Here is a 980-nt window from a genome sequence, read left to right as displayed (position 1 = left end):
TGAAGATGTTGTAGCAGCGAACGCCCCCAATCGGCCGGTATCTGATTTCATGTCTGACGAGGTGGAAGCTGCGATGGAACGGATGGTTGCTCGCAAGCCGTTCGTCGACGGGAAATTCTCACGGGGTGCTGTGAACAAGCGGTTTCGATCCGGAGATCATCGCGACCTGATGCGCCAGCAGATGTGGTAAGGGCCGTCCGAAATGGTTCGGTTCCGGACAGGGCGTAATGATCTGTCCATAAATTATCTTGAACCTGTATCGAACAGGCGTATTATTTTGGACAACATTTCCGGACAGAATTGCAATGCTGTGACCAGAACATTCGCCTACGCCAGAGTATCGACCGTCGAACAGGACCCCGAAAACCAGATCCGGGAGATCGCTGCCGCAGGATTTGCGGTGGAGCCACACCGGATCATTACCGAAACGGTTTCCGGCTCACAGGCCATCGCACAGCGGAAGGGATTTGCGCGTCTTCTGGACAAGATGGAGCGTGGCGATGTTCTTGTCGTGACTAAGCTGGACCGGCTGGGGCGCGATGCGATCGATGTCAGTACGACCGTGGCCAAGCTGGAAGTCTTGGGCATCCGTGTGCATTGCCTCGCCTTGGGCGGCGTGGATCTGACCAGTTCTGCGGGCAAGCTGACGATGGGTGTGATCAACGCAGTTGCCCAGTTCGAGCGAGACCTTCTGATCGAACGCACGCAATCGGGGCTGGCGCGTGCGAAAGCGCAAGGCAAAACACTGGGGCGCCCATCAACCCTTTCGGCTGATCAGCAGGCGCTGGTCCGCGAAAAGATTGCCAATGGCGCGACAGTTTCCTCCATCGCACGCGAAATGGGCACCAGTCGGCAGACAATCATGCGGGCGAGAGATTCAGAACCAATATAATCAAGCAGGCAGACCCCGAAGATGGATATCGAAATCAGCGTCACAATAACTGCGCCAGATGGCACCGCTCACACGGATAGGATCGCCG

Annotated in this window: 2 protein-coding genes; both read left to right on the top strand. The window is 56.5% G+C overall.

The features are described from left to right. A partial coding sequence (locus AC2FLX_RS22120; RefSeq protein WP_496875577.1) for a hypothetical protein occupies positions 1-190 on the top strand: 190 nt, incomplete at its 5' end. 120 nt (positions 191-310) lie between these two features. Then, complete coding sequence (locus tag AC2FLX_RS22115; protein WP_037239051.1) at positions 311-892, top strand: recombinase family protein; 582 nt, start codon at positions 311-313, stop codon at positions 890-892. The last annotated feature ends 88 nt before the right edge of the window (positions 893-980 follow it).

The sequence above is a fragment of the Ruegeria sp. YKSF57 genome (genome assembly GCF_059612585.1).
Note: the sequence above shows the minus strand (reverse complement) of the source record. Positions and strands in the feature narration are given on the sequence as shown.